The 26,422-nt window shown below is 48.9% G+C and carries 12 protein-coding genes and 1 pseudogene; 6 read left to right on the top strand and 7 right to left on the bottom strand.

From position 1 onward, the window contains the following. Positions 1-38 precede the first annotated feature (38 nt). The 7 genes from CIK89_RS01800 to CIK89_RS01770 all read right to left on the bottom strand — a co-directional run bounded on the left by CIK89_RS01800 (position 39) and on the right by CIK89_RS01770 (position 16,724). The gene (locus tag CIK89_RS01800) at positions 39-3,881 is read right to left on the bottom strand and encodes a malectin domain-containing carbohydrate-binding protein (protein ID WP_371593157.1); all 3,843 of its coding nucleotides are present in this window, start codon (positions 3,879-3,881) and stop codon (positions 39-41) included. A gap of 21 nt (positions 3,882-3,902) precedes the next feature. Beyond that, complete coding sequence (locus tag CIK89_RS01795) at positions 3,903-6,560, bottom strand: glycoside hydrolase family 20 zincin-like fold domain-containing protein (protein WP_094389719.1); 2,658 nt, start codon at positions 6,558-6,560, stop codon at positions 3,903-3,905. Further along, positions 6,557-10,435 carry a family 78 glycoside hydrolase catalytic domain gene (locus tag CIK89_RS01790; protein WP_254046590.1) on the bottom strand — a complete coding sequence of 1,293 codons (3,879 nt, stop codon included), beginning with the start codon at positions 10,433-10,435 and terminating at the stop codon, positions 6,557-6,559. The genes CIK89_RS01795 and CIK89_RS01790 overlap by 4 nt, the downstream gene beginning before the upstream one ends. 45 nt (positions 10,436-10,480) lie before the next feature. Then, complete coding sequence (locus CIK89_RS01785; RefSeq protein WP_094389718.1) at positions 10,481-11,938, bottom strand: glycoside hydrolase family 140 protein; 1,458 nt, start codon at positions 11,936-11,938, stop codon at positions 10,481-10,483. 26 nt (positions 11,939-11,964) lie between these two features. Continuing rightward, positions 11,965-14,373 carry a glycoside hydrolase N-terminal domain-containing protein gene (locus CIK89_RS01780; RefSeq protein ID WP_094389717.1) on the bottom strand — a complete coding sequence of 803 codons (2,409 nt, stop codon included), beginning with the start codon at positions 14,371-14,373 and terminating at the stop codon, positions 11,965-11,967. 23 nt (positions 14,374-14,396) lie between these two features. Next, positions 14,397-15,689: a hypothetical protein gene (locus CIK89_RS01775; RefSeq protein ID WP_254046589.1), complete on the bottom strand. Its 1,293-nt coding sequence runs from the start codon at positions 15,687-15,689 to the stop codon at positions 14,397-14,399. A 204-nt stretch (positions 15,690-15,893) separates the two neighbouring features. Then, positions 15,894-16,724: an OmpA family protein gene (locus CIK89_RS01770; protein WP_094389716.1), complete on the bottom strand. Its 831-nt coding sequence runs from the start codon at positions 16,722-16,724 to the stop codon at positions 15,894-15,896. A gap of 1,083 nt (positions 16,725-17,807) precedes the next feature. Between CIK89_RS01770 and purL the strand changes: the two genes are divergently transcribed. The 6 genes and pseudogenes from purL to CIK89_RS14000 all read left to right on the top strand — a co-directional run. Beyond that, a complete protein-coding gene (gene purL / locus CIK89_RS01765; RefSeq protein ID WP_094389715.1) occupies positions 17,808-21,503 on the top strand; it encodes a phosphoribosylformylglycinamidine synthase in 3,696 nt (1,231 codons plus the stop codon). After that, complete coding sequence (locus CIK89_RS01760; RefSeq protein WP_094389714.1) at positions 21,500-22,048, top strand: chromate transporter; 549 nt, start codon at positions 21,500-21,502, stop codon at positions 22,046-22,048. The genes purL and CIK89_RS01760 overlap by 4 nt, the downstream gene beginning before the upstream one ends. Next, positions 22,045-22,620 carry a chromate transporter gene (locus tag CIK89_RS01755; RefSeq protein ID WP_094389713.1) on the top strand — a complete coding sequence of 192 codons (576 nt, stop codon included), beginning with the start codon at positions 22,045-22,047 and terminating at the stop codon, positions 22,618-22,620. The genes CIK89_RS01760 and CIK89_RS01755 overlap by 4 nt, the downstream gene beginning before the upstream one ends. Before the next feature lie 45 nt (positions 22,621-22,665). Beyond that, entirely contained in the window at positions 22,666-24,711 is a 2,046-nt protein-coding gene (locus tag CIK89_RS01750) for a glycoside hydrolase family 127 protein (RefSeq protein WP_094389712.1), read from the top strand. A 338-nt stretch (positions 24,712-25,049) separates the two neighbouring features. Then, on the top strand, positions 25,050-25,688 hold the full coding sequence (locus CIK89_RS01745; protein WP_094389711.1) for a SprT-like domain-containing protein: 639 nt from the start codon (positions 25,050-25,052) through the stop codon (positions 25,686-25,688). Positions 25,689-25,925: 237 nt separating this feature from the next. Continuing rightward, positions 25,926-26,285 (top strand): annotated as a pseudogene (locus CIK89_RS14000) (arabinosidase); the annotation flags it as partial. Positions 26,286-26,422: the final 137 nt, after the last annotated feature.

The raw sequence follows: 26,422 nt of genomic DNA, 5'->3' as shown, positions 1-26,422 counted from the left end.
GTTGACATGAGTATAGTATATGGGAAACGAATCATCGTTTATTGTATTTCAAGTTCGCGAAACGATACGTCTGCCGACTCTACCGTGACGGTATAGGTACCGGCATTGATCTGTGTTCCGGTGGTGGTGGAGAGCATCTTAAACTTGTTGGGCGTGGCAGGGAAGGTGATCTTGCGATCCACCAGCGTAATCTGCTTGGCATCAACAATGGTCAGGCGTGCCACAACAGGTGCGCCCGTCGTGTTCTTATAGCGGAAACGCAGCGCATATTCCTGTCCGAGACCCGGTTGAATGACAAACTGCGTGGCGGCAACCTGACCTTCGGCAGGGGTTGTCAACGGTTTGTAAGCCACGGCAGGACGAGTCTCTGTGTCTTTGGGCAAGAGGTCTTGGGGCAGTCGAGCTATGGTGTCGGTATCGAGCGCTTGCCATGTCGGACGACAATCGTGGGGAGGTTCAACCACTGGCTGCAGTGAAGCGATGGCAATGCCACTGATAACAGCCTGTCCGGCTTTAACCTCTGGGAACGAAATGCGCAGATGACCGCCCTCCACATGAACATTCGCCACACGTTTGGTGGCGGCACAATAGCCTGCCTCTGCCCACAGGTCGAGATCGTCGATAACAACCGAATCGTTGACTGCTACATCAAAGATGCGCAATCCCTCATAGTCATCGTGTTCTCCCCCATCCTTTCCGTGCCATGGTTCTGCGAAGTATAGCTCTACTCGATAATCGCCATCGGCAACAGGGAAATCGTACCAAAGACGGTGACGACCGAAGCGGAAATACTGGAAGAGGCTTGCTGACTGTGTTCCGCGTATGCTATCAGTGATGTGGCGTTGGCTGGCTTGACGCGGATCGATGTTCTTGAAGTCCTGTGCCCACGAGTGCCAGTAGCGCTGATCATCGGCGTGCCACTGCTGTCCATATTCATCTGTCATACAATCGCCACCGCAGTTGATGCGATAGAGATAGTGGTAGCCCTCGGCAGCACGCAGGCAATCGGTCTGATGGTCGGCGGCTGTGAGTCGGAACGACGGGGTGTTGTTCTTTCCTCTTTGGGCTATGGTGGTATAGGCGAGCGATGGTTCTTCCCAGATGGTGAGCAGGCCTTTGTAGTTGATGGGGCCCACACGGTCGATACGGCGGTAGGCACCATCGGGTTGCACGCGTCCGGGATTGTCGTGAGAAACGAAGATCCACTGGAAATGACCGCAGACGCTGTCGGCAACCTGCTCGGCTAAGCGCATCTTGGTAGTAAGCAGTTGGGTGCTCTTTTCCTCACTGTATTTTGCTTCGCCATGCAGATCAAGGGTGCGCCAAGCACCGTATTCACCATTGAGCAACTGGTCGGGACGACACAACTCCTGATGATAGTTGTCGGCAGAACCGCCATAGGTGCCGCTCCAGTTCTGTACCACATTCCAATCGGTACCTTCACCGCCATTGCAAGTGGTAATGGCACGCTGGTCATGACAGGTGGGGTCGAGTGAACGGATAATGGCAGAACACTCTTCGGCAAAGTCTTTGGGCAACACACTTTCGTTTTGCAGTCCCCAAAGGATTACGCTCGGCGAGTTGCGACGCTCTTTTATCCATCTAACCAATAAGCGTTTGAAGTTCTGTCGGAATGCCGGTGTGTCGTACCAGATATGGGCAGAGAACTGACTCCAGAAGAGCATTCCCTGTTCGTCGGCAAGTTGCTGATAAAGCAAATTATGGGGCTGATGGGCTTCGCGCAAGGCATTGTATCCGGCGTGGCGTATCATTTTCATGCGTGAACGTATCTGTTCGTTGGAAAACGCATGGCTCTGACCTAAAAGATGTTCGTATTCACAGGTGCCATTGATAAAGGTTGGCTGACCGTTGAGATAGAATCGGGGATCGTTATCATGCCGCAGTACGGGCCAAGATATGCTTCTTATGCCGAAAGGCGTGCGTACCTCATCGGTAGTCTTGCCTTGCCGCTTGATCATAGATGCCAAGGTGTAGAGATATGGATCTGTCAAACTCCATCGATGTGCATCTGCCACAGCCTCAGCACGGGCTATCATGCGGGTCTCGCCGGGTTGCAAAGTCAAGGTATCGCTCTGTCGGAAAAGTTGCTTGCCACTGGCTAACGTGAACTTATTGACGAGTTCGAAGGTGGCTGGCAAACTGCCGTAGTTCTTCACCTCGGTTTCGATATATACCGAATCACAGGTATTGTTGTTCCAAATGTGTACACCAAACGGTTCGATACGCACCTCGTCGGTCTCAATGAGCGATACGGGGCGGAAGATGCCCAATGGTTGACTGCCCTCAGAGAAGCCCCATTCCGACGAGCAACCACCACACACCCAGGGTGACTCGGTCTGCATAGATGGGTGCTCCACATGGATGGACAATTGGTTGGTGCCCGTTTTCAAACGATCGGTCACATCGAGCGTATAGACCGTACGGCCTACCAGTTCTCGCTGATAGGCATGACCATTGATGCTGACTGTGGCATAGGTGCCCACGCCTTCCAACTGAAGGAAGTAGCGGCGACCTGCTTGTTTCTTACATTCGATGGTTTTGGTATAGTCGGCATTGCCGTGCAGATTGCCATGGCGCAACTGTCGGTAGCCGTAATAGTCATCGAAATTGTGGGGCAGATTGACTTTTATAGCCTCCTTCTTGCCCTTACCCGACAGGCGTGCCTGCCACCCTTCGTTGAGGTTGGTCACTTGGCGGCAACCTTTCCTCTCGGCTTTTGGAAAGTGGACAGAAGACCGTCCCATCGGCCGACTGGTAGCCACAGCAATGCCACGTTGCTGGTCGTTGTTGACAGCACAGTAGAAATGATAGACTACACCATCATGTTTCACCACATAACTCTTATGCGCAAACAGGTTGTCGTAGGGCTTTGAGGGGATTATCAAGTCTTCACCGTCCCAGTCGGTCCAATGGATAAGGTCGCGACTGACGGCAAAGGTATTGTAGGCACTGTAGCGACGAGACGGATTGTAAGCAGAGAAATAGAACATGACAAAAAGGTTGCCCATCTTCACAATCTGTGCATCGCCCGTGATAATGCCGGGTGCTTCATGGCTATAAACGGGATTGCCCTTGTAGCGCTGCCAGTGTTTCATGTCGTTGCTAAGGGCTATACCGATGCGCTCAGCTTTCAGTTGGTTGGATGGATTGATGCCGCCGGCATTGTAGAACATCACAAAACGCTTGCCCAGCGTGCGCTTGGGGTCGTCATATACCGTACTTTTATATTGTACCAACTTCTCCCACCATTGCGCATCCTTATCGTTGATGGACATCACCGGGCGCGACAGCGACTCCCATTCGTGGGCTTTGCTGACATCGCCTGCAGTCCATGCCAATCCAATATGTAAAGGTTCGCGTACTGCTTCATAACCAGTGCCGTGACCGCCAATATAGGTCATCCAGTGATGGCCCTTATAGGTGTTTATGCGGTAACTGCCATTCCATGTCCAGTCTATAAGTGCAGGGAATCCACCACGCTGATTCATGTCCCATCCGGCATCGCGATAACTCAGCAATCGACCTTCCACTTGCCAGTGTAAGAGGTCGTCGCTCGATGCCAGCCATGTCTCATAGCCACGTCCATCAAGTCCGCCTTTACCATTATACACCACATAGGTCATCAGCCAACGATTGCCTTCGCGGAACACCGTAGGACAGTCAATCTTATGACCATTATCGGCGGGAGCCACCACCATACCATATTTATAAGGTGTGCGTACTTCGTCATAGACGCGCTTCATGTCCTCGCGAGTGACAGCCACCTTTTGCTTATGGCGTGCAGCAAAGGATATCTGACTCAACAGCAACAAGGCTGACAGCAACAGAAACATCCGGTGGGTAAATGTAGTAGTATGCATCATTGTCGTATCTGATTCGTTTTATTTCTGAAACAGCCAATCAACCTCGTTGCCGGCACCGTTGAGTCCTGCATCGCGGGGCTGAATTTCACTGGATGTAAAACCAGCCACCATGATGATGCCCTTTGGCAAACGCAACAAATGATTACCAGCAGGAAGACAATACTGATGGATATTGACCTTCGGCATTTGTAGCATACTGATGGCATTGGTCAATACGGGCTCTGCCTGACCATATTCATTGCCCGTGGCATCAATCTCCAATTTTGGAGGATTCGCCCATTTATGGTCATCATCCTGAAAGAATCCAACCAGCACTTTAACAGGCTTGGGCGATGAAAAACTAATGGTGGTACCCTTGATGCGAGTAGTATCGCGATTGAGGACAAGGGCTTGAAGACCTTCCAGTTCGGGGGCTACGGCATCAACCTTAGTATCGGGACGACCTTCGAAAAGTATGGCATCCTTGGTTAGTGTCACAGTCTGCTGTCCGTCGGACAGTTTCACTGGGGCTGGAGTGACTGCCGCAATATGGGCTGTGGCTGTGGAATCAGCAGGATGACGCAATCGGTAGATGTTCTGTCGAAGTGCTTCCAACTCTTCTTCATAGATGGGCAGCATCTCTGTCCAAGTCTTATACTTGCCATCGTCGCCACCTACAGGGATGCGACGCTGTGCGGTCTGCATGGAATTGGCATAGAGATAGGTGTCGGCGGTGAGTTGGCAGAGCTTGCGCCATTCCTCAATAGACTGCTCCAACAACGGAACGGCAGCATCAAGGTGGCTGATATCCTTGCTCCATTTGTAGTTGAGAGCCTGCTGGGCAGCCAACACTTTCAGACGGAAAGCCTTGGCAAAATGGTAATAGCAACGCATATCGTTCTGCAAACGAAGGAACTCGTCTTTGTGGTTGCCCAGCGTTTCGGGTTGAATGGAAGTGATAGCGGCAAGAGCTGCAGCACCATGATCCACACATTGGTCTATGATATCAAGAGGCAACTCGCCTTCATGCGACTGATGGTTCCATTCCTTTTCCACGTATTCTATGAGTTTTTCACCCTTGGGACCACAACTTTCATAGAATCCAGGATAGATGGTGTATTTGTAAGGATTGACCAGTTGTCCCATTTTCATGCCCAACAGGAGTGTTTGGCGATTGCCCTCGGTAATTCCGAAACGGCGCAACAACTTGGGCGCAATCTCTCCAGACTCATCATAGGCATTGAGTATGCGACCTGCCGTAAGTGTATCGGTCTGGTAATAATCTGCCAAAACCTGCTTCCAATAGTCATTATCGTTGTTGCGATGAAAGTTCCAAGCATAACGGCCCCATGCCTTATACCACATCCAATCGCGGTCCAACTGTTTCAATCTACGTCCATCTGGCAATTTATCTGCTGCATAGGGCCAGTCCCAATAACTGGCTTGGGGATAGAGATGAAATCCTTTTGAATGGTGTACACGGTGCATAGCCTCTACCGTCTTACTGATAAACGCCGGTGACGACCATCGCCAAGGTTCCAGATTGGCAAGGATATGCACATTGTCGATATGGACAGGGGCGGCGGCAGCCAGTTGTCTATGGGTTTCACCCCACGGTCCACCCGGCTCGTAAGTAGTAAGCGACTCACCTGTATATTTCGACATCGTATAGATGTTGGGATATAGTGGTAATGACTCACGGAGTACCAATGGACCATCGGTATCGTGGGAACGCAACACAACAGGAGGTATGTCGGTACGACCAGATGCTTTCAGTCCGTCTTTGATACCGGGTATGATGGTCTCCTTCATCCATTTCACATCATCGTCAATAGATGCCATGGCCTCACCCAAACATACCAGCAATCCCACGTTGGGATATTTCTCGATAAAAGCCGCAACAGACTTACGGGTATAATCGCTTATGAGTGGTGTGATGGGGCGATGACGGTCTTGGGTCTTCAGTCCATAGTGGTCTGCAAAGGGTTTGCTGAGGATAATGTTATAAAACATCTGTATAACGAAGATGCCGCGACGGTCGGCTTCATGCGTAAGAAAGGAGAATATCTCTTCATTCTTACGGAACGTAGCCTCGTCAACCTCTAAGGCAAAGGGATAGTCTTTCAGTTTTACTAAGGAGGCAAAAGGATGTCCATTCCATAAATAGAGCGAGTTCATACGGTTCTCAACCATCATATCGAGATATTTCACCCACTCTGCTTTATCGTAGAACCAAGGGAAGTTTTCGGGAGTATAAGGATACTCATAGACTCCATGCCCCGGTAGATAGACTGTTTTCTGCAGACCGATACAAGTGCCACGCATCACCATTTCGGGGTGTTGCATGGTAGGCGAAACCATCAACATGTGGTTTTTCTTCACCTGTTCCACCAGTTCGTTGCATCCATAGATGACTCCCGTGGCATCGCCACCTTCTATCGTGATGGTTCGTTTGCGCTGTGAAAGACGAAAGCCTTCTTGCTTCAAAACGGTGCTGTCTTTCGATATTATCAGAGAGATGCGATAGTCTGCTTTACCCTTGACAAAGGAATAACCCAACGCAGAGAGCTTGCGCGACAGATATTCGGCTGCAAACTTTTCGCGGTTGGAAGCCTCTCGGCGAGTGGTGATGCTGAATGTCTGAGCATAGGATACTATGCTGACAGCCAGCAAAATCATAGTGAGTAGTTTTTTCATTTGTCTTGTTTCAGTTTCTTCAGATTGATTTGTTTGTAGGCCATCCGCTGTCGGCGCCAGGTATAGAGACAATGCAACGTGCCATCTTTACCCTGTATAATAGCGGGATAGGAATATTGGTCGATGGGCGAATCTTCTAAGGTCAACACCTTTTGCCAATGAGAGCCATCGGTGCTCAACGCTAACGACAAAGGTGTGCGCGGACCTTTCTTCGTATCGGGCAGCGTCTCAAAATCGTTATAAATCAAAGCATGGCGACCATCACGCAGAGTCACAGCATCGGTGCCACTCTGGTTGTTGGGAACGTCTGTCAACACCACTTTCGACCAAGAATCTCCATGATCATTGGAGAAAGAGGTGGCAAGACGACCATTGCGCGTGCGCATCAACACCTGCAAGCGTCCATCAGACAGACGAAGAATGGAGGGTTGTATGCTATAGATGGGCAATGCCGATTTGCCTTCATGATATATGGGATGGGCAAGATCTTTAGTATCTGCAGCCAGGTCAATGGTGGCTGGTTCGTTGGCAGCCTCTATCGGTCCCACGTATTTCCAAGTCTTGGTAGCTATGTCGTAAATCTCCACATGGAAGCGCCAACCCTTTCCTTCGGTAGAAGAACCGCATATCAGACGACCGTCAATCAGTTCGGGCTTGTTCTTAATAGGGCCGAGAAAACCTTTCGGCAACGGTTCCTTGTCACTCCAAGTACGGCCGCCATCCTTCGATTTTGTAAGCCATCCGGTCCAATCCCCTACCGTTGATCCTATTTTGAAAAACAGCCAAAGTTCGCCATCAGGCATCTCAAAGAGTACAGGATTCCAACATGCCTTGCGTTTGAGACCTTTCGGAAGACTGACAAGCGTCTTTTTAGTGAGATAATCATAGGTCAATGCGCCACGTTGATCACTGAGCGTCTTCACCGGACCGGCTTCTGCAGAGGTTGTTTCTGCGTTGATGCCCGACAGTCCTGCTAATGCTGCCTGTGGAGTTCCTATTTGGAACACACCGTCTGCAGCAAGTATAGGGGTTGACCAGTGGTTCTCGCCCTTGCGTTTGATATTGACATAGATGCAAACATCAGGGTCGCGTTCATGCGTTCCACCGAAGTATGCGGTGATAAGATCGCCTTTCTTGGTCTCTACAATAGTTCCGGCATGTGCCTCAGGGAAAAGTGTATGTTCATAAAGGAACTCATCTTTCATTATAGCGGCATGTGCTGTGGGAATCTCAACACGGAACTGGTAATGTCCAGAACCTACAGTTTTGACTGTACCATCAGGCAGATAAACCTCTGCTGTAGTATTACAAGGCACTTCCACCTCCCAGTCCAAATGTTGTAAGGTCTTTCTCCAATGACTGCTAATGCGACCGTAAGGCGACTCGTAATCTACGTTTGCCCATTCACAGTCCTGTATATCGAATGAAGGACGAAGTGTGAAATGGCGGAAAGCATCATTAGTACGGATTCCACCAATATACTGGTAACACCAAGGCAATAGGTCGCCCAAGAGCATCACATGATTACCTGAGTTCATTCGGGGGTTGGCAGTATTACCATTCCATAGTTCCCAAATGGTAGTAGCCCCATTGTTTGCCATATATCCCCATGAGGGATAACTCTTCTGAGTGGCGAGAAGATATGCCACGTCGGCAAATCCATTGTCGGAAAGTGTGCGCAATAACCATGATATGCCTATGACACCACACGACACATGACCTTTGTTCTTGACACAAATATTCTCCACCACCTGACGAACAATGTCACTCTTGCAACTATCGGGTACTATGCCCAATGCCAAAGGCAGGATATTTGCTGTCACGGTATTATTACCATAATAGGTAGAATCAGGGAAGAGCACATGTCCCGGACGTAGCGAAGTACCTTTACGAACCGTCAGAAAATTGCGGTTGAAGGCCTCTGTCATTGTCTTTCGGATAGGATTCCAGCGCTCTGGCTCACAATTCCATTGTTCCAACAACTGTAGCACACGAATCATATAAGCCGTGGCTATCAGTTTTCCATCAGTAATGCGATTGGGATCTTGAGCGTGGATTAAGTCAAGTTTTTCAGGTGGCGGACACCAGTCACCATATTTATCTTTGGTGATAATACCATTTTGGCAGTATTCCTCTATCATGTGCAATACCCATTTGCGAATAGTAGGATAAGAATCGTCAATGGGTTGTCGATTACCAAACTGTCGCCACAACATATCACAAGTGAAAGGAAGAGCAGCAGGCCATGTCACGTTGTCACTATAGTAATTCCAGAATGCAGGTGCCACATCAGGAATACATCCATCAGATCGCTGTGCCTCACAGATGTCACGCATCCACTTTGCATAAAGGTGTTCGTTATCAAACAAAAAGCTCTCACCAAGCGACCCCATTGTGCGATCGCCCAACCACGGCTGTCGTTCGTCGCGTTGCGGACAATCCACAGGCATCCCCTTGTAATTGCTGGCAATACCCCAGAAGGCATTATGCATGACTTTGTTTAATATCGTATCGCTACACTCGAAATGTCCAAGTACCGTCATCTCATCGCCTACAGTTTCTGCCTTACAGTCTGCAAGCGTAAGATTTTTCAATCCTTGTATCTCTACATAACGGAATCCATGATATACGAATGTGGGTGTCCACCATCTTCCGTTTTTACCTTCCTTTCCGTTACAAACATAGATATCTGTAGATTGTGCATTGCGAAAATTATCGCGATAGAGCGTACCATCGGCATTTAATCGCTCTGCATAGATGATGCGAATGGTGTCGCCTTGATGACCACGTACTCTGACTTTCAGCCATCCAGCCATATTCTGACCCACATCAACGATCCGTCCGTTGAGTTGACGGATATCGACAGTACCGTTGACTTTCATGCCTTTTCCCTGTGGGCGAAGCACTCCGGTGGGTATATCAGTCCGTTCAGCTTTCATCCATTGCGAGTCATCAAAACCTACAGAAGCCCATCCCGTCAGTTCCTTACGGGCGTCATACTCCTCACCATCATATTCATTGTTAGCGCGTATTGGTCCTTCAGCAGTTACCTTCCACCCCTTATCGTCAGTCTGTAGAAGTTGTGTGGTACCATCTGTATATTCCACCTTGACATTGATACGACACTTAGGGAAGCCGAACACAGGAATCTTATACGGCTTGTGTTGCTGCATAGGGAACAGTCGTCCGTTGCCCAATACAATAGCCAGACAGATGCGTTTGCCCGCTGTAGTTTGCGACGTTACATCGTAGGTGTTATAGTAAATAGTCTTACGATAGTCTGATGGGATAGGGTTCAAAACTCCATCACCCATACGTTGTCCGTTCACATAAAACTCATGCAAACCTATACCGGCAACGTATGCTGTAGCGCGTCGCACCGTTTTGTTTTTCAGTTCAAACTCCTTACGCAGATAGCGAGCAGCCATGCGTGTATGGATTGTGCGTTGCTCTCCAGGCATCATACGCTCCAATCCTATCCAATAACCACGCCATTTGGCTTCGCTAAGCAGACCTATAGCAAAGGGAGTAGCATCCGTCCATGCACTCTCGCCTGCAGTAGTCCATACCTTCGCTTTCCAAGTATAATCGGCAGCTCCAGAGAGTGGGGTTCCTTGATATTCCACCCATAGCTGGCGGTCTGAAATGACTTTGCCAGAATTCCAAACCTCCCCTTGTGCATCTGCCACAACAATCTGATAGGCCGTTTGTCGCACATTATTCTTATCGGAAACTATCTGCCATGAGAAGTGTGGCTGCGATGTTGCTATGACAGCAGGCTGATCCATATTCTCCACGCGAAGCTTTGTCAGTCCGACTTTCGCCTCTGCGCCAAAAGCGAAAAAAGCCATGGCAAGAACGAGAAGTGTTTTCATATTTTTATTGCGTATAGTAGTGGTATGATTCATCATCGCGTCATCTTATTCGTTCAGGTCGCGTGCTTTCGGCTGATAGCCATCGGCAGAGAGTTGTTGTTGGTCTTCTTTAAGATAGTCTTTGGAGGCATCCACAGCAATAAGGACACCGTCTTCTATGCCAGTAGTCTGTGGGTGATATCTGAATGTCATGACTTTGTTTTCATATTCACCCAAATAGCGCAATTGTCCATTTGCAGCACTCATCCACCACACCTTCTTCTTATCTCCGGAAATCTTTGTCAGATTCAGACGCATGGCATTACTATTGTAGTTATATACCAACAAATAGTCATTGCCTCGTGTAGCAATAAGGCGATTGTATTTCTCTCCGTTGTCTTCAATGACACTTTGGTCAGCCACCCGTTCGAAATAAGGGAAGGAAAGAATCAGACGCTTCAGATATTGCATCTGATTGAAGCCAGGATCGTTGAGTGCCTGATACCATGTTTTTACATCACCAGCATCACCATAGGATGTGGGATAACCCGGTTTGAGCATCTGCATGATAGCATTATGTCCATAAGTGTGGCCACAACTACCGGCAAAAACGCTCCAATAGGCATAACGTCTGACATCATAATCTTTCCATCGAGCCTCATTGGCATCATGCAATCCTACAGGAATGTCCTCGTAGGAGGGTTCTGCATCAAGCACAGGCTTTATGGGTTTGTGTGCCCATGTAGAATCTACATACATCCAATTGTTCTCTTCTGTGTTATCAGGAATAGGATAGTCAGCATTGCCCATACGCTGTCCGTAACGTCGGTGCCCACTTTGGAACATGTGAAAATCGAGCCATGCAGCCTTGCTCCACCATCGTGCAGAAGTGTATCGTCCACGTGGATGATAGGTCATCAGGTGGTTCTTATCGATTGCTTTAATCGTTGTGGCGAGAGTCTCCCATACCTCTGGTCGGATATTTCCCTGTATATCTCCACCCATGATCCAGATAATGTTTGGCTTGTTTTTATAACGGTTGGCAAGAAATGTACCATACCGTTTAGCATCTTCCACCGATAGTTTACCGGCCTTAACCAGTCCGCCCCAGATACATACCATACCGATATATATACCCTTATCTGCAGCTTGGTCTATGATATAATCCATGTGATCCCAATAGCCATAAACCCCTTTACGGTCAATGTGTTGGAAGTTCCATCCATCGATATTGGAGGGTTGTCCATAGATATTATAGGCAGGCACACCATCAATAGTCTGCACCTGAATCACATTATATCCCGCTTTAGCACAGCGTTGCAGATAATATTCCGCCTCACTGCGGTCGAGACGTTCGGGTAAAAGCCATCCTGTGTCAGCAAGCCAGAAGAACGGAGTTCCATCGGCAAATTGCAGATAGCGTTGGTTGTCTGCCACTTTCAATACGCCATGGCTCCATGGTTTGGCAGCCTGCATGCCGATAGCAAGCAGCAGCAGTCCGAGAATGGATGTGAGTCTTTTCATATCGTTTATTGTTTTTGTATCGATGATTATTTCAGTATATATTCACCTCCTGCCACAGTGGTCAGTTGGTAGAGTTGTGTCGGTGCGATACCGTCAGCGCCCTTCTGGGTGTCCTTGATGCGCTTCAGATTCTTATGATGGAGTGCCACTTTACTACGGATCAGACATTTACCGCCATGTCGCGAATGGATAACAGCCTTAGTGATACGACCGTTTTGCCAATCCATATCGACCTCAAAACCGCCTCGCGCTACCAGTCCTTTCACGCTGCCGTTTGGCCATACTGAAGGTAGTGCGGGCAGGAGATAAAGGAATCCATCGTGGCTTTGCAACAGCATTTCGGCAATACCAGCCGTACATCCGAAGTTGCCATCAATCTGGAATGGGGGATGTGCGTCAAAGAGATTGGGATAGGTTCCGCCACGCTGTTTGACAGTGCCGAATATCAAGAAGGTGTCGGCAGTCAGTGTGAGTTGGTCTTTGATGAGTTTGTAAGCATGGTCACCATCCAACAATCGTGCCCATGAGCATACTTTCCATCCCATCGACCAACCGGTAGAAACATCGCCTCTATGCGTCAGCGACACCTTTGCAGCATCAAACAGACGAGGTGTGCGGTATGGAGAAATCTGATTGCTGGGATAGAGTCCAAAGAGGTGTGAGAAATGTCGGTGGTTGTCGTTAGGATCATCTACATCGTCGAGCCACTCCTGTAATTGTCCCCATCGTCCCACTTGCATCGGAGGCATCTGCGAGAGTTGTTGCTTGATCAGATCAAGTGTATCGTTGTGCTCGCCCAGTAGTTTTGCAGCAGCCAACACATTGGTATAGAGTTCGCTGACAATTTGATTGTCCATCGTTACACCGGCATCGAGCGGTGATGGGCGCCCTTTGCCACCATGTTCAGGCGATTCGCCAGGACACACCACCAACCAATTATGATGGCGTGGGTCAGGTATCATAGTCTGGGTATAGAATAGCGCTGCCTGCAACATGACAGGATAGGATTTCTTGAGAAAATCCTTATCGGCAGTATATAGATAGTGTTCCCACAAGTGGCGGCAAAGCCATGCCGACCCTACGGGCCATAATCCTGTCTGCGCCCGATCCACAGGTCCTGTGATGCGCCATTGGTCGGTGTTATGGTGGAGCACCCATCCATCTACACCATACATCTCGCGTGCTGTCTGTCGTCCAGTGTTGCTCACTTCCTCTATCAATCGGAACAATGGTGCATTCATCTCGGTGAGATTGGTAGGTTCGGCAGGCCAGTAGTTCATCTCAAGATTGATATTGGTCGTGTATTTCGAGTCCCATGAAGGCAACATCTTCTCGTTCCAGATGCCTTGCAGATTGGCGGGATTGATATTATCAGGCTGTGACGATGAGATAAGCAGATAGCGGCCAAACTGGAAATAGGTAGCCACGAGATAGTTGTCGGTACGTTCACCGAAGTGTTCCACGCGTCGGCTGGTACTCTCTTTGGCAAAGGCATCGGCACCAAGATTCAGCGACACGCGGTCGTAGTAGTGGCGATAACGAGCTGTATGCTGTTCGCGCAGAGCCTCACATCCCGTTGTAATGGCTTGCTGGAGGCGTTGTTTCGACAGCATCGCCTCATCGCCTGTGATGTCTTTATAGTTTTTCACGTTGGTAGCAATAGCCACATATAGCGTAGCCTCATCGGCGCCAACGACACAGAGATTGCCGTCGCTACAATGAATGTGTCCGCCACGTGTGACAGCCGTGAGGCGTCCCATGAATCGCACTTTACCTTTGAGTCCTTCGTGTTTGGCCGATACGCCGTGGAGAATGACTTGTTGTCCTTCGCTGGCAGTCAGCACATTATCATGTGGTGAGGTCATGTGTGCGGTAAACGTCAGTTGTCCCGGTTTGCTGGCAGTCAAGTGTATAGCCACTACTGCGGGGCCACCAATGGGAGTAAACACTTCACGCTGATAGCGCACACCACCCGATGTATAGCTGACCATAGACCGTGCGGTGCTGAGATCGAGCCATCGTTCATAGTCCTGATAGTCTGCATGTCCAGCCATTGATATATAGAGATCGCCGAAGGGCTGATAGGGCATTCCCATGTTTTGTCCCGCAGCATTGGGCATAACCTTCGCATTGGCCAAGTCTTGTGCTTCGCGATATTTACCTTCAAGGATAAGCTGCTGCACCTGTGGCAAATATTTTTTTGCCTCAGGATTGACCACATTGTTGGGCTGTCCAGCCCAGATTGTCTCTTCATTGAGTTGGATATGCTCCACGGCAGGTTGTCCAAACACCATGCCACCCACTACGCCATTACCTACGGGTAATGCCTGTGTCCATGTCATGGCCGGCTTGTCGTACCACAGCCGATAGTCTTGGGCTTTCATGGTGACGCATCCTACAAACAGCAGGAGTAATAGCAGATTACGTTTCATCATAGTTTGAAAGGGTATTGTGTGTATTATTTTAATTTTGTTTTCAGAGCTTCATCAGGCAAGATGGCCACTTTATTCTCGTCGAGCTTAGAGCGGTCGAGATGGAACACATCGATAAAGAAGTCATATACCGCCTTGCGTTTATTGGGTCCGAAGTCGTGTCGCTCATTGGGAAGATGCACATTGCGTACTTGTTCTTTCGCACCATAGAATCCATAGATGCGTTGTAGATAAGGCATTTCTACGGTAGGTACCGATGCTGTCCAGTCGCCACCGTCGCTAACAATAAGCATGGGGCGCGGTGCCATAACGGCAGCCAGTTCGGGTTCGCACGTTCCTCCTGCGCTCAACTGCACAGGCATTCCGCTCTCACAGGGGCATCCGCCATCAAAATGGGAGGCGAGATGCACTACAGGTGCCGATGCTGTCACCCGATTATCCAATAGCGACAGCAGTACGGTGTGGGTTCCGCCGCCACTTCCACCCATCACGCCTACGCGCTGATGGTCGATGTCTTTCCGGTTGGTCAGCATATAGTCGAGCAATACATAGCCACAAGCTGCCTGATAGACATGGGCACGACTGGTGTGATGGGCTGCCTCGCCCACTTCTTCAGCCGACTGTCCCCATCCATAGAGATCGAAATCCACACATACGGCTCCCATGCGTGCCAGTGTTCCGAGGCGTTGTTGCTCGTCTTTTCGATAGCGCATGGGCCAGTGTCCGTCTGGACAGATGATGAGTGCATGCTTTCCCTTTGCGGTCGAAGCATATATGGTGCCGAAGAGATGCTGGCCTGGAGTCAGTTCGATACAGATATTCTGGGTAGTATATCCATCGTGTCGGGTGATTTTGGAAAGTATGGGTTTGCCCAATACGCATGAATCGAGAAAGGCGTCGAGGCCTAACCTTTGTCTCACTTCGCGACGAAGTGTGTCGCGACGCGCCTCCCATTGTTCCTTGTTCTGATAGAGCGTTGAGAGGTAGTTGAGCATCTGCTGTCCCTCTTCCACATGTCGGCGTGGATACTCGTAGGGCTTTATTTTATAGAGTTTGTCACTTTGTTTCCACCAGTTCCAATCGAAGTATTTGCAGATATTGTCGAGTGTTTCCTCTATGGAATATGGGCGCACACGGAAGTCGGCATAGGGCAATTGTCGTCCTACGGTATCTACATTATATTTGAATCGCACGCCGAAACGCTGAGCCACATCGTTCATCAAATCGCCCACTGGGCGTTCGTAGTTTGTTTCGAAAGTCTGTGCCATGACCATGGTGCATAGTATGGTAGCAAAGACTGTTGTCCATATTCTTTTCATTGTTTTCTATTAGATAGTATATATACCTTATTATATAGACGCACAAAGGGTCTGTTTGTCATCGGTGGAAAGTGGATGAAAGACAAAGAAATGATGAAACGTTTCCTTGAATGTATATTTTCTCTATTTATTGCCGTATGAAAAGCATAGAGGGCAACCATCCATCTGAACGGTTGCCCTCCTACGCTATATTTCTTGATCGTATTATTCTTCAGGAGCCTGTCCTATCAACTCCATGAATTCGTCGAGTTTCGGAGTGATAATAATCTGTGTGCGACGGTTGCGCTGCTTGCCCAATTCGGTGGTATTGGGCTGGAGTGGGTTATACTCACCACGGCCACCGGCGGTCAGACGCTTAGGATCTACACCATACTGGTTTTGAAGTGCCTGTACCACGCTTGACGCACGGAGGCAAGAGAGGTCCCAGTTGTTGCGAATGTTTTCACGATTGATGGGTACATTGTCAGTATTTCCTTCGATCAGCACATCATAGTCTTTGTAGTCTTTGATGATTTTTGCAATCTTCGAAAGTGTCTCTGCTGCGCGGTCGTTGATTTCATACGATCCAGACTTGTAGAGCATGTTGTCTGCCAATGAGATATAGACAACACCCTTGAGTACCTGCACGTCCACTTCTTTGAGTTCTTCTTTCGAGAGCGAACGAGTCAGATTGTTGGTCAAAACCACATTGAGCGAGTCGCTTTTCGACTTGATTTCCACCAGATGACGAATATACTTATTGGACTCATTGATCTGATCTACAAGTTTGTCGATGCTTACGTTATTCTGATTGGCATTGCTCAAACTCTTGTCGAGCGACTGCTGTAATGCACTAACAGCCTGCTCCTGGCGCTTGAGTTGTTCTTCCAAACTGGCTACGCGAACATTGGCAGCGGCCAATTTCTCTTTGGTATCCACATAGTTAGTCTGCAACGCTTTATTCTCCTCCTGACATGCAGCCAGGTCTTTTTTCATAGCACAACTGGACAACAGCAATGCTATTGCGAATGTCGTTACAATGTTAATCTTCTTCATTTCATTCTATAGTTTTTAGTGAGTACTTCGTATATTGATGGTGCAAAGATAGTGCAAACCGAGCGAAATACAAAGAGAAACGGAGTTTTTCTTTTATTTCCGAGGTGAAGCCTATCTAAGAGACGCAGTCTCAAAGATAGTGCAAACCGAGCGAAATACAAAGAGAAACGGAGTTTTTCTTTTATTTCCGAGGTGCAGCCTATCTAAGAGACGCAGTCTCAAAGATAGTGCAAACCGAGCGAAATACAAAGAGAAACGGAGTTTTTCTTTTATTTCCGAGGTGAAGCCTATCGTCATGCCCATCATGTTTAGTTGTTTTTTTATGTGACAAACAGAAACGCAGAAAGTCAAAAAACATTTTGTTATTTTAACTAAACCATCGTCAAAGGAGAACCATAAATACAGTCCCACACGACTGAATATCAATCATTTAGCATGCAATAACCTATATTTCCTTCTCAACAAAAATTATATTATCGTTCTCACCAATATTACATAGAAATATTGCCAAACGTTGGACAAGAGTATTGCCATACGTTGGATAAGAGTATTATCAACGTTGGATAAGAGTATTGTCAACGTTGGACAAAAGTATTATCAAACGTTGGACAAAAGTATTATCAAACGTTGGATAAGAGTATTATCAAACGTTGGATAAAAGTATTATCAAACGTTGGATAAAAGTATTATCAGACGTTGGATAAAGAAAGAAAAATATATTGTTCATATAAAAATTGATGGTCGATGGGTGGTCGATGGTGGTCGAATACAAAACCATCGACCACCACATAACAATCATTCCAACAACACATTACACACATTGGTGGTCGAGTGGTCGATTTTTAAGACATCGCGTGTGCGTGCGCGAGAGAGAATTCAGGGAATCGCTCCCCTATTCCGTGCGACTCCTCTCGATACCATCCCGACCACATCCCGTCAATTTACAAACAATATCACGTTTACTGAGAACACTAAAAGGAGATAATTCACACCAAGTTTCGGAAACATACGGATAAATTTGGTTATTCGCCCAAAAATTAGTAATTTCGCAACCAAAATTCTAATTATAAAGGAACAAAGTACATGATTCTCTTTTTTAAGACTCCACAGACGAGTGTGATTGCCACTCAGGCAGATCATCAACTCGCAGAAAACGAAGTAAAGGAACTGTGTTGGCTCTATGGCAATGCTGAGCTATTGAGTGACCAAACACTGACTGGCTACTATGTAGGACCGCGTCGTGAAATGGTGACTCCTTGGTCAACGAATGCCGTTGAGATAACTCAGAACATGGGACTCAGCGGCATTCTGCGTATAGAAGAATACTTCCCAGTAGCGGGTGAGAATGCTGAGCACGACCCCATGCTGCAACGTATGTATCACGGACTGGACCAAGACATCTTCACCGTGAACATCCAGCCCGAACCCATCAAGTATGTTGATAACTTGGAGGAATACAACGAACAGGAAGGTCTGGCCCTTTCACCTGAGGAAATCGAGTATCTCCATAAGATTGAGAAAGAGAACGGCCGTCCGCTGACCGATTCAGAGATTTTCGGTTTTGCACAAATCAACTCTGAGCACTGCCGCCATAAGATTTTCGGTGGCACATTTATCATCGACGGCAAGGAGATGGAGTCGAGTCTTTTTGCCATGATTAAAAAGACCACACAGGAGAATCCCAACAAGATTCTGTCGGCCTACAAAGACAATGTGGCTTTTGCACAAGGTCCAGTAGTGGAGCAGTTTGCACCTGCCGACCAATCTACCAGCGACTATTTTCAGGTTAAAGACATCGAGAGCGTCATCTCGCTGAAGGCTGAAACCCACAACTTCCCCACTACCGTAGAGCCTTTCAACGGTGCTGCCACAGGTACTGGCGGTGAGATTCGCGACCGTATGGGTGGCGGTGTTGGTTCATGGCCTATTGCCGGAACTGCCGTATATATGACCGCCTATCCTCGTATCGAGGGTGAAGGCCGCGATTGGGAAACACTCATGCCCGTTCGCAAATGGTTGTATCAGACTCCTGAGCAGATTCTCATCAAGGCTTCAAACGGTGCCAGCGACTTCGGAAACAAGTTTGGACAACCGCTGATTACCGGTTCTGTGCTGACTTTCGAACATCAGGAGGGTCAGGAGAAATATGCCTACGACAAAGTCATCATGCTGGCTGGCGGTGTAGGCTACGGCACCAAGCGCGACTGTCTGAAGAAAGAACCACAGCCAGGCAACAAGGTTGTTGTGGTTGGTGGCGACAACTATCGCATCGGACTGGGTGGCGGTTCAGTATCGTCAGTAGATACTGGTCGTTATAGCAACGGCATCGAGCTGAACGCTATTCAGCGTGCCAACCCGGAAATGCAGAAGCGTGCCTACAACTTGGTGCGCGCACTCTGTGAAGAAGAAACCAATCCAGTAGTGTCAATCCACGACCACGGAAGTGCAGGCCACTTGAACTGTCTGTCGGAACTCGTTGAGGAATGTGGCGGTGAGATAGACATGGCTAAGTTGCCCATTGGCGACAAGACCCTGTCGAGCAAGGAAATCATTGCCAACGAAAGTCAGGAGCGCATGGGTCTGCTCATCGACGAAAAGCATATCGACCACGTACAGAAGATTGCTGAACGCGAACGTGCCCCAATGTATGTAGTAGGTGAAACCACAGGCGATGCCCACTTCTCATTCAAGCAAGCCGATGGCGTGAAACCTTTCGACCTTGACGTGGCACAAATGTTTGGCCACTCACCCAAAACCATCATGCGCGACAATACCGTAGAGCGCAAATATGAAAACGTAACCTATACTCAAGACAAGATAGACGAATACTTGCAGCGCGTGCTCCAGTTGGAGGCTGTGGCTTGTAAAGACTGGCTGACCAATAAGGTTGACCGCAGCGTGACGGGTAAGATTGCACGTCAGCAGTGTCAAGGCGAAATTCAGTTGCCACTGAGCGACTGTGGTGTTGTAGCCCTCGACTATCGTGGCCGTAAGGGTATTGCCACCGCCATTGGTCATGCACCACAGGCTGGTCTGGCATCTCCAGAGGCTGGCAGCGTATTGTCGGTAGCAGAAGCACTTACCAACATCGTATGGGCACCACTTGCCGACGGCATGGATTCGCTGTCGCTGAGTGCCAACTGGATGTGGCCCTGCCGCTCACAAGAGGGTGAGGATGCACGTCTCTACAGTGCTGTAAAGGCGCTGAGCGACTTCTGCTGCGACCTCCACATCAATGTTCCTACAGGTAAAGACTCGCTGTCGCTGACACAGCAGTATCCCAACGGCGAGAAGATTATCTCTCCAGGAACCGTCATCGTAAGCGCTGGAGGCGAGGTTTCCGACATCCGCAAGGTGGTAAGCCCTGTTCTCGTCAACGACAAGAACGCTTCTCTCTATCATATCGACTTCTCATTCGATGAGCAGCATCTCGGTGGTTCTGCCTTCGCACAGAGCCTCGGCAAGGTAGGCAGCGACGTGCCAACAGTGAAAAACGCCGAATACTTCGCCGATGCTTTCATGGCAGTACAGGGCCTTATAGAGAAAGGATGGGTTATGGCTGGTCACGATATCTCTGCCGGCGGTCTTATCACCACATTGTTGGAAATGTGTTTCGCCAACCAGAAGGGCGGCCTCCACATCAATCTGCACGACCTCTGTGCCGATGGCGACGTGGTAAAGACACTCTTCGCAGAGAACCCCGGTGTGGTTGTGGAAATCAGCGATGCCCACAAACAGGAGTTTATCGACTATATGGAAGAACAAGGCGTGGCATTTGCCAAGATTGGCTATGCCGTTCCTGAGAGCCGCACCATCGTTGTTAAAGCTGGCGACAGCGAGCATACCTTCGACATTGACGCATTGCGCGACACTTGGTACAAGACTTCTTACCTGCTCGATCGTCAGCAGAGCCACAACGGCAAGGCTGCCGAGCGCTATGAAAACTATAAGAAGCAACCGTTGGAGATGAAATTCAACGACTCTTTCACCGGCACACTTGCTCAGTATGGACTATCGGCAGATCGCCGCACTCCATCAGGCATAAAGGCTGCCATCATCCGTGAAAAGGGTACTAACGGTGATCGCGAGATGGCCTACTCACTCTATCTGGCAGGTTTCGACGTGAAAGACGTGACCATGACCGACCTTGTAAGTGGTCGCGAGACACTGGAAGACATCAACATGATCGTATTCTGCGGTGGATTCTCAAACTCCGACGTACTTGGTTCTGCTAAGGGTTGGGCTGGTGCATTCCTCTTCAATGCCAAGGCAAAAGAGGCACTCGACAAGTTCTATGCTCGCAAAGACACTCTTTCACTCGGTATCTGCAACGGCTGTCAGCTGATGGTAGAACTGGGATTGACCGGTGCTAAGGGAGCTAAGATGCTGCACAACGACTCTCATAAATTTGAAAGTGAATTCATCTCATTGGCTATCCCTGAGAACAACAGTGTCATGTTTGGATCGCTGAGCGGCAATAAACTCGGCTTGTGGGTTGCCCACGGAGAAGGCAAGTTTGCTCTGACCGAACCAGAGAGCGCCTACAATGTCATTGCTAAGTATAATTACCACGGCTATCCAGCCAACCCCAACGGATCAGCCTTCGATATTGCAGGAATCTGTTCAGAGGACGGACGTCATCTCTGCATGATGCCACACTTGGAGCGCGCCATCTTCCCTTGGCAGTGCGCTTGGTATCCTGAGGCTCGTCGCATGGATGAGGTAACACCGTGGATTGAGGCATTTGTCAATGCCCGCAAGTGGATTGAAAAACAATGAGTAACATATACTGGAGCACATTCAGTACCTTCTTTAAGATTGGCATGTTCACCCTTGGGGGTGGATATGCCATGATTCCAATTATAGAGGAAGAGGTTGTCAACAAGCACCAATGGGTGTCAAAGGAAGACATGCTCGACTTGATTGCTATCGCCCAAAGCTGTCCGGGCGTCTTTGCCATCAATATTTCGATATTCATCGGATATAAGTTGCGCAAGACACGGGGAGCGCTGGTCACGGCATTAGGTACGGCTCTGCCTTCGTTTCTCATCATTCTTGCCATAGCCATCTTCTTCCATCAGTTTGAAGACAATAAGGTTGTGGCTGCTATGTTTCGTGGCATACGTCCTGCCGTTGTGGCTCTGATTGCCGTTCCAACTTTCAATCTTGCTAAGAGTGCCCATCTCAATCGCTACACCCTATGGATTCCCATCGTGTCGGCACTGGCAATATGGCTATTGGGAGTATCGCCTATCTGGATTATCATTCTTGCGGGTGTGGGCGGCTATCTCTATGGTTTGACACAAAAGAATAAGAAAGCATGATATTCCTATACCTCTTCATCACATTCTTCGAAATTGGCCTCTTCGGATTTGGCGGTGGCTACGGCATGCTGTCACTTATCCAACATGAGACGGTGGAACATTGGCATTGGTTGTCGTCATCGGAATTTACCGATATCGTTGCCATCTCACAGATGACACCGGGACCTATCGGCATCAATTCTGCCACCTATTGCGGCTATACTGCTGTAAGCAATGCAGGCTATAGTAGCAGTATGGCAGTCTTTGGATCAGCGGTTGCCACGTTTGCTTTGGTATTGCCGTCGCTCATACTGATGATTCTCATCAGCAAGATGTTCCTCAAGTATATGAAGACACATGCCGTGCAATCTGTCTTCAATGGCTTGCGTCCCGCTGTCGTTGGTCTTTTGGGTGCAGCTACACTCCTGCTAATGACTCCCGAGAATTTCAGTCTGCCCACTGTCAATCCCTGGCAGTTCTTCATCAGTTGCGGTCTCTTTGCCGCCACCTTCTACGGCACTTATTTCCTAAAGATCAATCCCATCCGCATGACCATCTATGCTGCCTTGGCAGGATTAGTTTTGTTGTATTGATAAGAAATTCGTACCTTTGCAAGATGTAATCCTAAACTTTTTACAATGAAACAAATACTACTCTTGACAATGGCTACAATCGCTATAGTCAGCACACAAGCCAAAAACATCACCACACCAAAAGCCAATGGCTACCCCATCACCCAAGTGCCTTTTACTGCGGTGAAGGTTAATGCACAGACTTTTTGGGGCCAACGCATCAAGGCGGCACGCGAAGTAACCATCCCTTTGGCCTTCGAAAAATGCGAAGCAACCCATCGCTACGACAACTTCAAAATGGCTGCCTATACGTTGCAACACCCTGGTCACAACGGTCTGCAAACTCCCCAATGGGACGTCAGCAAGCTGAAGTGTTTACCCTTCGACGATACCGATGTCTATAAAACCATCGAAGGAGCAAGCTATATACTCCAAACCTATCCCGACAACCGCCTCAAACAATATATCGACAGCATCCTCGATATTGTAGCTGCCGCACAAGAACCCGACGGTTACCTCTACACCTCACGCACCGTCAATCCTGCGCATCCACACCAATGGTCCGGAGCGAAACGATGGGTCGAGGAAGAAGCGCTCAGTCATGAACTCTACAACTTAGGTCACATGGTCGATGCCGCCTGCGCACACTATCAAGCCACAGGTAGCAATAAGTTTCTCAATATAGCTCGCCGCTATGCTGACTGCGTCATCCGCGAAGTCGGACCACGTCCCGGGCAGGTCTGTGTCACTCCAGGTCATCAGATTGCCGAGATGGCATTGACTCGGCTCTACCTGCTCACCGGCGACAAACGCTATCTCGACGAGGCTAAATTCCTGCTCGACTATCGTGGAAAGACTTCCACCCACACCATCTATTCCCAAAGCCACAAACCTGTCATCGAGCAGACCGAAGCATGGGGACATGCTGTCCGTGCCGGATATATGTATGCAGGAATGGCTGACGTGGCAGCCCTTACGGGCGACACCGCCTATATCAATGCCCTCAACGCCATCTGCAATAATATCGTCAGCCGCAAATACTATATCACCGGAGGTGTTGGCGCACGCCATGAAGGCGAAGCCTTCGGTGCCGACTATGAGTTGCCCAACCTTACTGCCTATAATGAGACATGTGCCGCCATTGCCATGGTTTATCTCTTCCATCGCATGTTCCTCATGCAAGGCGATGCAAAATATATCGACTGCATGGAGCGCACTCTCTATAACGGTGTCATCAGCGGCATGTCGGTTGACGGCGGTCGCTTCTTCTATCCCAATCCCCTGTCGAGCGATGGCAACACCGAGCGCCAACCATGGTTTGGATGTGCCTGCTGTCCGAGCAATATATGCCGTTTCATCCCGTCATTCCCAGGTTATGTCTATGCTGTCAAAGACCGCACACTCTATGTCAATCTCTTCACCGGCAATACGGCGCATGTAGAAATAGGAGGTAAAACCGTCGTATTGGAACAACAGACCGACTATCCATGGAATGGCGACATCAACCTTCGCATTCAGAAGAATCAAGCCAAAGCATTTGCCATGGCTATCCGTATTCCTGGTTGGGCTGTCAACACACCAGTACCCAGCGACCTCTACCGTTATACCGATTGTCAGACACGCAACTATCAGATTACCGTCAACGGAAAGCCTGTCGATGGGGTGAAGACCGACAAAGGATATCTCATCATTAACCGCGTTTGGAAGAAAGGCGATGTTGTTTCGCTCCATCTCGATATGCCGGTACGTACCGTAGTTGCCAATCCACAGGTGACCGACGACCGTGGCCGAGTGGCTGTAGAACGCGGTCCTCTGGTCTATTGTGCCGAAGCTGCCGACAACACCTCCCACAGCATCTTCCGTTTCCTCATGCCCACCAATCCACAGTTCAACGTGGTTGACCGCACCATCAACGGTCAACATCAGGTTTCGTTTGGTGTGAAAGCCATCGAAGTAGATGGTCAGACCGTTGATACCGATGCCGACGGCAGGGTGAAAGTCTCCGACACGCGCCTCACACTCATACCCTATTACGCATGGAACCACCGTGGGGCAGATGACATGGAAGTATGGTTGCCACAGAGTATCGAGGCATTGGGCAACTATCGCTAATATTCAAGTTTCGCAACTGAGGGAATTGATTGAAGTAAATGGAAGTTATCACTCCCTACGGTCGTTCGGGAAGTTAAGAGACAATAGTCTTTGCCGTAAAACGTAGGACATTTGTCCCTTAACTTCTCTCTAACTTCCCTAACTTCCCTTAACTTCCCCACATGCGCAACTGAGGGAATTGATTGAAGTAAAGAAGTTAAAGAAGTTATCACTCCCTACGGTCGTTCGGGAAGTTAAGAGACAATAGCATTTTGCCGTAAGACATTTGTCCCTTAAATTCTCTCTAACTTCCCTAACTTCCCTTAACTTCCCCACATGTATAACAAACACGGGGTAGCATGACTGCGCAAACGCTTCGCGAGTGGTTTACCACTTTCAACGCCCAGTATTTCGGCAATACTCTGCCGGAACCCCACTTTGTGGTCAATCATGCCAAGCGCACCTTGGGACAGTTCAGCTGCCACAAGGTGCGGTGTGGTCTGTTGCCTGGCCGGTGGAAAACCACAGGCTATACCATCAAGGTGAGCGAGTTCTACCATACGAGCGACCACGACAGACAATCTGTTTTGCTCCACGAGATGATCCACTTCTATATTGCCTACACCCAGACTCGCGATACTTCTGCCCACGGGAAGGTATTCCGCCAATGGATGCAACGGCTCAATGCCGACGGATGGAACATCACCATCACCTCTCGCCATGCCATGCTTGCCACTGTTCCCACTACCGACAAGCAACAATATCTCTTGCTTGCCATCCGGCTGTCGAACGGCAAATGTTACCTCTCGGTGGTCAATCCTGCCTATCGCCACCACCTTGAGCAGATGATCCACAACCATTGTCAAGCCGACGAGTTCCATTGGTTGCGTACCAACGACAGCCGCTATGCCGGGTGGTCTGCTGTCAGGACGCTACGGGGCAAGCACATCACCCAGGATGAATGGGAACGACTCATGAGCGAAACTGTGATTCTCTGACCTTTGGCATTACAAAATGCCACTTGATGCGTCTATATTATAAAGTACTGAACTTTCGCATGTGGGGAAGTTAAGGGAAGTTAGGGAAGTTAGAGAGAAGTTAAGGGACAAATGTCCTACGTCTTACGGCAAAAGGCTATTGTCTCTTAACTTCCCGAACGACCGTAGGGAGTGATAACTCCTTTAACTTCTATCAATTCTCTCAGTTGCGAAACTTAAATAAAGTATAAACAAATCATGAAACGGACACTACTCGCTCTAATCTCCTTGTGCTGCCTCTCTACCATGGCAGTAGAGGCACAACACGACCTCTATGTATCCACCTCTTTCCACGAACCAGCCACCGACGGACTGCGCTTCATCTACAGTCGCGATGGATGGCATTGGGATTCTATCCCTGGCATCTGGCTTAAACCTGAGGTAGGTAAACAACGTGTCATGCGCGATCCATCAATCATCCGCACTCCTGATGGCATGTTCCATCTCGTATGGACATCAAGTTGGAAGGGTGACAGAGGCTTCGGCTATGCTTGTTCGAAAGACTTAAAGCACTGGAGCAAGCAACGTTTCATCGAGGTCATGACCGACACCACCACCGTCAACGTATGGGCTCCCGAACTCTTCTGGGACGACGACCGCCAACAGGCTGTTATCGTATGGGCATCGTGTGTGCCGGGCAAATTTCCACGAGGAATAGAGGATGAGAACAACAACCATCGTCTTTACTATACCAC

This window comes from Prevotella sp. P4-119 (genome assembly GCF_002251345.1).
In the GTDB taxonomy this organism is placed as follows: Bacteria; Bacteroidota; Bacteroidia; order Bacteroidales; family Bacteroidaceae; genus Prevotella.
Note: the sequence above shows the minus strand (reverse complement) of the source record. Positions and strands in the feature narration are given on the sequence as shown.